Annotated in this window: 7 protein-coding genes; 5 read left to right on the top strand and 2 right to left on the bottom strand. The window is 35.6% G+C overall.

Annotated elements, in window-relative coordinates:
* The first annotated feature begins 230 nt into the window (after window positions 1–230).
* The 3 genes from ACFQ38_RS11825 (at window position 231) to ACFQ38_RS11815 (ending at window position 1,426) form a co-directional block, all read left to right on the top strand.
* Window positions 231–668, top strand: a complete 438-nt coding sequence (locus tag ACFQ38_RS11825; protein ID WP_326168720.1) for an RNA polymerase sigma factor — start codon at window positions 231–233, stop codon at window positions 666–668.
* Window positions 652–906: a helix-turn-helix domain-containing protein gene (locus ACFQ38_RS11820; protein ID WP_018705608.1), complete on the top strand. Its 255-nt coding sequence runs from the start codon at window positions 652–654 to the stop codon at window positions 904–906. The genes ACFQ38_RS11825 and ACFQ38_RS11820 overlap by 17 nt, the downstream gene beginning before the upstream one ends.
* 373 nt (window positions 907–1,279) lie before the next feature.
* Window positions 1,280–1,426: a hypothetical protein gene (locus ACFQ38_RS11815; RefSeq protein ID WP_018705607.1), complete on the top strand. Its 147-nt coding sequence runs from the start codon at window positions 1,280–1,282 to the stop codon at window positions 1,424–1,426.
* 187 nt (window positions 1,427–1,613) lie between these two features.
* On the opposite strand, the gene ACFQ38_RS11810 is transcribed toward ACFQ38_RS11815, so the two are convergent.
* Together ACFQ38_RS11810 and drcA are read right to left on the bottom strand one after the other, a co-directional pair.
* Entirely contained in the window at window positions 1,614–3,539 is a 1,926-nt protein-coding gene (locus ACFQ38_RS11810) for an ABC transporter permease (RefSeq protein ID WP_018705606.1), read from the bottom strand.
* On the bottom strand, window positions 3,526–4,293 hold the full coding sequence (gene drcA, locus ACFQ38_RS11805; RefSeq protein ID WP_018705605.1) for a daptomycin efflux ABC transporter ATP-binding protein drcA: 768 nt from the start codon (window positions 4,291–4,293) through the stop codon (window positions 3,526–3,528). The genes ACFQ38_RS11810 and drcA overlap by 14 nt, the downstream gene beginning before the upstream one ends.
* A 207-nt stretch (window positions 4,294–4,500) precedes the next feature.
* Between drcA and drcR the strand changes: the two genes are divergently transcribed.
* Both drcR and drcS read left to right on the top strand, forming a co-directional pair.
* Window positions 4,501–5,172: a daptomycin efflux response regulator transcription factor drcR gene (drcR, locus tag ACFQ38_RS11800; RefSeq protein ID WP_018705604.1), complete on the top strand. Its 672-nt coding sequence runs from the start codon at window positions 4,501–4,503 to the stop codon at window positions 5,170–5,172.
* Window positions 5,169–6,194, top strand: a complete 1,026-nt coding sequence (drcS, locus tag ACFQ38_RS11795) for a daptomycin efflux sensor histidine kinase DrcS (protein ID WP_077113179.1) — start codon at window positions 5,169–5,171, stop codon at window positions 6,192–6,194. Before drcR ends, drcS begins: the two co-directional genes overlap by 4 nt.
* Window positions 6,195–6,304 lie beyond the last annotated feature (110 nt).

Raw genomic sequence — 6,304 nt, 5'->3', positions numbered from 1 at the left:
GCGTGCTACTTTCAGTATTGAATGAGAAAAATACAAGAACAGGTGGCGAAAAACGATTCGTTTTTCGCCACCTGTTCTATTTTAGGGACTTATTGGACAGCCTCTACAGTCTGAAATATTTTTTTTAAAAATATTGCTTTTATTTTTGGCATTTCATAAAAAATCTTGTTGAAGGTTATGAAAGGGGAAATCATCACCCACCTTTGCAGTTGCGAAGGGAGAGGAAATGCATGATAGAACCAGATCGTACCGAGTGGCAAGTTCGCTGTGCATTTAATGCTTTTTGTAAACGTGTATTGAAGAATGAAGCAATTAATATTTTTAATGAAAGACAACAACGACAAGCAAAGGAGATGACATTTTCTGATCTCACACCACAAGAAGAAAATCAACTCTATACCTTAGATAAGCAATATGAAGGAGAAGAAGGACAAAGTTTTCAAGTGGCTGGAAAGAAAATAACTCCGAAATTACTCGCTGAAGCGTTGCGTACTTTGCCAAAAGAAAAGCGTAAGACTGTCCTTTTATACTACTTTTTTGACAAATCAGATGTAGAAATAGCTGAACTACTCGGTATTCCACGTAGTACCGTTCAGTATAGGAGGACAAGCTCTTTCAAGAGGTTAAGACGATTTTTGGAGGAACATGCAGATGAGCGGAGTGATTAATTCTAATGTTGGAAACAACGAGCGTGGTTTATTGCCGTACCCAATTATTTTAGCTGCAAATAAGGGTGAGCCAGAAGCAATGAAAGTAGTTGTTCTACATTATGGTAGCTATATGACAAGCCTATCCATGCGTAAGCTCCGTGATGAACAAGGAAACACTTATTGGGGTATCGATGAAGATACACGCGAACGCTTACGAGCGAAGCTTATGCAATCTGTTTTAGCTTTCAAAATTTGAATACAGAATGGTTAGGTTTTCCCTTTCATTAATCATATATTTGTTCTTTGACAAAGAAAGCACGGAAGATAACGCTGTGCAGTATAAACTAAAAAATCAGATACATTCTACTGATGACGAGCCACTTGATTCATACGCCATGACTTTCGTTAGAAACGAGCGATAATCTATGAATCTAATGCAATCGTGGTGGATTGTTGGCGATAACCCATCAGTATAGATAATGATACTCCTCTACCGTCATGGTTCGAGCGTTCAAAGCGTCGCAAGCTATGAGTAGAGCTGGAAGGAATACTTGCAGGGGTGAAATTCCCGTGGAGCTGTACCAACAGCCGTCTGATTTTAATTGATTAATTATAAGGGGGCGTGTTTTTTGAAACAGAACTTGATTCCTTATAGTATGCAAATTGCTATGTTAAAACAACTGCTAACCCGTAAATTGATTACCAAGAAAGAATATTACATGGTTAAAAATAAATTAATGAAAGAATATGGCATCATTTCTGATATTACAGACTGAATTGTGTTTCTATTGGCGATACATTTTGTATAGGAGTTATCATTTTTTGTTGTTAGAAGATTTAAGGATGTTCAATTGATCTTCAATAATATAATCGGTCTAGATTCCAGAGTAATGAGGATTTTTTTAACAAAGGAATACATGACAAAACACCCCCCGAACCGAACATTCGAGAGATGTTTCGCTCTTATTTGTTTACAATGCGATTGTACGTATTAACAGTTAATACGTAATAGACTGCATAGATGATAACAAAGAAGACTATAGCCATTAGAATAGGGAAGATAAGATTGATTCCAATGAGATTAGAAATAAAGTTGCTAGTAAAGTACAATGCCACACAACTGTGCAATATTCCTACGGTTAGTGGCAATCCAAACACAAATAATGACTGCCTTTTGATTGATTTACGTATATCCTTTTTATTGACACCGATTTTTCTAAGGATTTCATACTGTCCTTTCGCCTCATTCGCTTCTGTTAACTGTTTGAAATAAATGATACTTCCACTTGCCGCTAAAAATACAAGCCCCAAAAATCCAAAAATAAAAAGAGTAATTGCGTTTCCTTCTTTACCTTGCTTATACTCCGTATAAAATGATGAAGAAACTTGAAAATCGTTTCCAACCAGTTTATTTACTTTCTTTGATGTGGCTTGTGCCGTTACTTCATTTTCCACTTCATATACTTTATAAGTTAATGGAGCCTCTTTTTTGGCTATCTCAGCAAACATTTCGTTACTGACTACGAGAAAGAAATCGGGATAATCGAAAGGTAGCACATTACTTTCAACCATATGAACAAATGGCAGTTCGCTGCTTCCTTGAGGCAATTGAATCGTTATATTTTCTCCTTTAAAAACCGACTTCGTATATTCAGTAAACCTTGGCTGGATTACTGCTGCTTGATTTCTTGATAGTAAGACTGTTTCATCCTTATTTAAAGCATTCGCTGCTTTATTAAATGTACTTTCTGAGATTAATTGCACAGGATTTATGTCATAATCCAGTTGAAATGAGAGTATTCCTTTTACCTGAATGACGGGTATGTCTAGTTGGGCTTTTATTGGATGTCGATGATCTGCTTTTATTATTCTCTCCACCTGCGAATCAAATTCTGGACCTTTTGACAAATGCGAATAGCTGAACGGAACAACTTCCTCAGCTCTTTTTTCGTTGCTGTAATACCCACTGTAAGTTGCACCTAAGAAACAGATCGTTGCAGAACTCAACAATGCAATGACTGTAAAGGTACGTGCATTCCCTCTAATACGAAACAGTAAGCGAGATGTTTCAATTATTCTAGTTCCTCTGTAATAACGCGACTTATTTTTTTGTGATAATCTTAATAAATAGACCGTTACAGATCGAAAAAATAAATGGGTGCCAATGACGAGAGCAACAAAAGCAATACCATAATTTTTCATTAAATATTCCGTAGTAAATTCGTCAGGAAATGGTTTTAATATCAGCCAGTAACTAACGACAAGCAATATAACTCCGATAACAGCCGATATAAGTGAAACCTTTGGAATTTGTTCACCTTTTTTCTCATCATAGAATAATTCGATTAATGTAAAACGATAAATCAAACGGTAACCTTGAACGGAAGTGAATAAAATAATGACCATAAAGACTATGACTGTTTGGGTAATCGCTAGAATGGAAATACCGAAGTCCACCTCGGCAATTGAACCCATAAGTTTTATTAAAATCATTGCAAATAATTTGGAAAGTAAGGTTCCAAGAATAATTCCAATAACTATTGCAATGATTCCCATAATCAAATTTTCATAAAATAACATTTTTGCAATGGTTTTCTTGCGTAAACCAAGTATGGCGTACAATCCGACTTCTTTCTTCCTTTTTCTTGTGAAGAATGAATTGGAGTACAAAATAAAGATTGCTACGAATAAAATTAAGATAATTGATGATACCCCAAACATGAAACTCATTGTATCCGACAATTCAATGCTTTCCTGAATTTTTTCGCTATATTGCAAGGAAGTGAACGTATAATAAATAACCATGCTGAAGACGAGCGTAACAAAATAGACAAAATAATTATTGAAGTTACCTTTAATATTTTTCCTTGCTAAACTAAATAACGTCATTTGCTCCACCCCCCAGTGCTGATAGAACATCCAACACCTTGTTGAAAAATTCTTTGCGGGATCTTTTCCCTTTCACAAGTTCTGTGAAGATTTTACCGTCTTTAATAAATAGGACGCGATTACAATAACTTGCCGCATAAGCATCATGGGTAACCATTAAAATTGTTGCCTTGTCTTGTTCATTAAGATCCTTTAAACTTTCTAATAAGTCTGTTGCTGATTTCGAATCCAACGCACCTGTTGGTTCATCTGCCAATATTAGGTTTGGCTTTGAAATAATCGCGCGTGATGCTGCCGTGCGTTGCTTTTGTCCCCCAGAAATTTGATACGGGTACTTATTTAAAATGTCGCGAATGCCAAACTTATCTGCCACTTCATCTGCTCTTCGTTCCAATTCCTTAACGTTCAATTTTGCCAAGGCTAACGGCAAGATAATATTTTCTTTCACAGTTAGAGTATCTAATAAATTATAGTCTTGGAAAAGGAAACCAAGTTTGTCACGGCGAAAGGCAGATAATTGCTCTTCATTCATCTTTGTCAAATTGATTCCGTCAACCACGATGTCACCAGCAGTCGGCTCGTCAATTGTTGCCAATATATTTAGTAAAGTTGATTTACCAGCACCCGAGGGACCCATAATACCGACGAATTCACCTTCCATGACGGTTAAGTCTATATCCTCCAAAGCTGAAAATACATTTCCCTTTGCACCATAGACTTTTTTTATTTGTTTTGCTTCGACAATAGTTTTCATATTTAAATCCTCCATTCAGAGTTGTTTTGTTTTACGTTTTTATTTTACAATAGGTGCCCTTTATATAAACTTACAGCTTGATCTCGTAACCTTACATTTTCGTCACATTGATAAAAAATATGTTTAAACACGATATTTTCTTTGTATGTTGGTCGATATTCAATTAATATGATGTTAAAGAAGGATGATTGTTTGGAGGGAAGAGGAATGAAAATCATGATTGTGGAAGATGATTTGACCATTCGTGATATGGTAGGGGAAACATTAGAAAAGTGGGGTTTTGAAACCGTTAAGATCGAAGACTTTGACCAAATCATGCAGGTATTTCTTAATCATGATCCTCACCTAGTCATCATGGATATCAATTTGCCATCGTTTGACGGATTTTACTGGTGTAATAAAATCAGAGAAATTTCAAAGGTCCCTATGATCTTTCTCTCTTCCCGTGATACACCAATGGATATAGTGATGTCGATAAACATGGGAGGAGATGATTATATTCAAAAACCTTTCCATATGGATGTATTGATTGCAAAAATTAATGCACTCCTCCGCAGAACGTATTCCTACATGGAAACACAGTCTAAGACAATCGAACATGATGGAATTATATTAAACCTTGAGAACGGAGAGGCCTTACATGGAGATCGAAAGTCGGAACTCACGAAAACAGAATTTCTTATTTTGAAAATCCTGATGAAAAATAAAGGAACCATCGTCAGTCGTACGAAAATGATGCGTAGCCTTTGGAAGAATGAAAATTTCGTAGACGAAAATACATTGACGGTTAATATTGCTCGTCTGCGTAAAAAGCTTGCTGAACTTGGAAAAGAACACTTCATTATGACTAAGAAAGGACAAGGTTATATTATCCAATGAGTTTCTTTCAATATCTAAAAGATAAACGGAATTTCTTTATATTAAACGTGATCATTATGTTCTTTGTTTCTTTGATGACGATTGTGAGCACAGATTCCAGAAACACTGTAAGTAATATCGTATATACCAATGTGGTTATCTTTTTTATTGTAGCTATATACGTAATCATCGAATACTATTACAATAGAGAATTTTATCGGGAATTAAATGATTTGGTTGAAAGTAATCATGAAGAATTTCTCGCAACTCTGCCTAAACCGCGAAACGATGAACAACTGTTATATCTTGAGTTATTAAAAAAAGTAAATAGTGTGCATGGCGATCAATTACAAAAGTTGTATAACGAAAAAATGGATCATCAAGACTTTATTACATCTTGGATTCATGAAGTCAAGGTTCCGATTGCGGCAGGTCGCTTGCTTATGGAAAACAGTAATGGAAGAACTGTTGAATACCTTGTGGACAAGTTTGAAGATGAGTTGGATAGAATCGAAAATTACGTGGAGCAGGCTCTTTATTATTCTCGCATTGATTCTTTTTCCAAAGATTATTTTATTTCCGAGGTAGTGTTGGATCAAGTTGCTAAAAACAGTGTAAAGAAATTTGCCAAATCTTTTATTAACAAGCAAATTCGTTTTCATATGGACAATATTGAACAGGTTGTCCATACCGACAGTAAATGGCTTGGTTTTATTATGGATCAAGTTTTTTCAAATTCTTTAAAATATACAGGTGAAGGCGGGGAAATCTCCGTACAATTTGAGGAAGATCTAAAAGAAAAGCGGCTACAGATTCAAGATACAGGCATTGGAATTAAGCCAGAGGATATCAGCCGCGTATTTGAAAAAGGATTTACAGGATCTATTGGGAGAAGTCATGCCAAATCTACCGGTTTAGGTCTCTACCTTGCAAAAGAAATGGCTCTTAAATTAGGACATGACCTTTCCATTCATTCAGAAGATGGGAAATATACGAAGGTCATCATCCACTTTCCAAAAATCAGAAATTATTATCATCTATAAGTATAATCCTGAATTACGAAAGTAAAATCTAGTTACTAAATGCAAAAAGGGCTCCAGCCTTTGGTATAATTGAGTTTGCGAGAACTACAATCCCAAAGAAAGGAGCACCT

Source organism: Sporosarcina contaminans, from assembly GCF_042679045.1.
Lineage (GTDB): Bacteria > Bacillota > Bacilli > Bacillales_A > Planococcaceae > Sporosarcina > Sporosarcina contaminans.
Note: the sequence above shows the minus strand (reverse complement) of the source record. Positions and strands in the feature narration are given on the sequence as shown.

Bases quoted from the DNA above. Each gene is read 5' to 3' on its own strand.
- ACFQ38_RS11825 (WP_326168720.1), top strand. From the start codon at position 231: ATGATAGAACCAGATCGTACCGAGTGGCAAGTTCGCTGTGCATTTAAT.
- ACFQ38_RS11820 (WP_018705608.1), top strand. From the start codon at position 652: ATGAGCGGAGTGATTAATTCTAATGTTGGAAACAACGAGCGTGGTTTA.
- ACFQ38_RS11810 (WP_018705606.1), bottom strand. From the start codon at position 3,539: ATGACGTTATTTAGTTTAGCAAGGAAAAATATTAAAGGTAACTTCAAT.
- drcA (WP_018705605.1), bottom strand. From the start codon at position 4,293: ATGAAAACTATTGTCGAAGCAAAACAAATAAAAAAAGTCTATGGTGCA.
- drcR (WP_018705604.1), top strand. From the start codon at position 4,501: ATGAAAATCATGATTGTGGAAGATGATTTGACCATTCGTGATATGGTA.
- drcS (WP_077113179.1), top strand. From the start codon at position 5,169: ATGAGTTTCTTTCAATATCTAAAAGATAAACGGAATTTCTTTATATTA.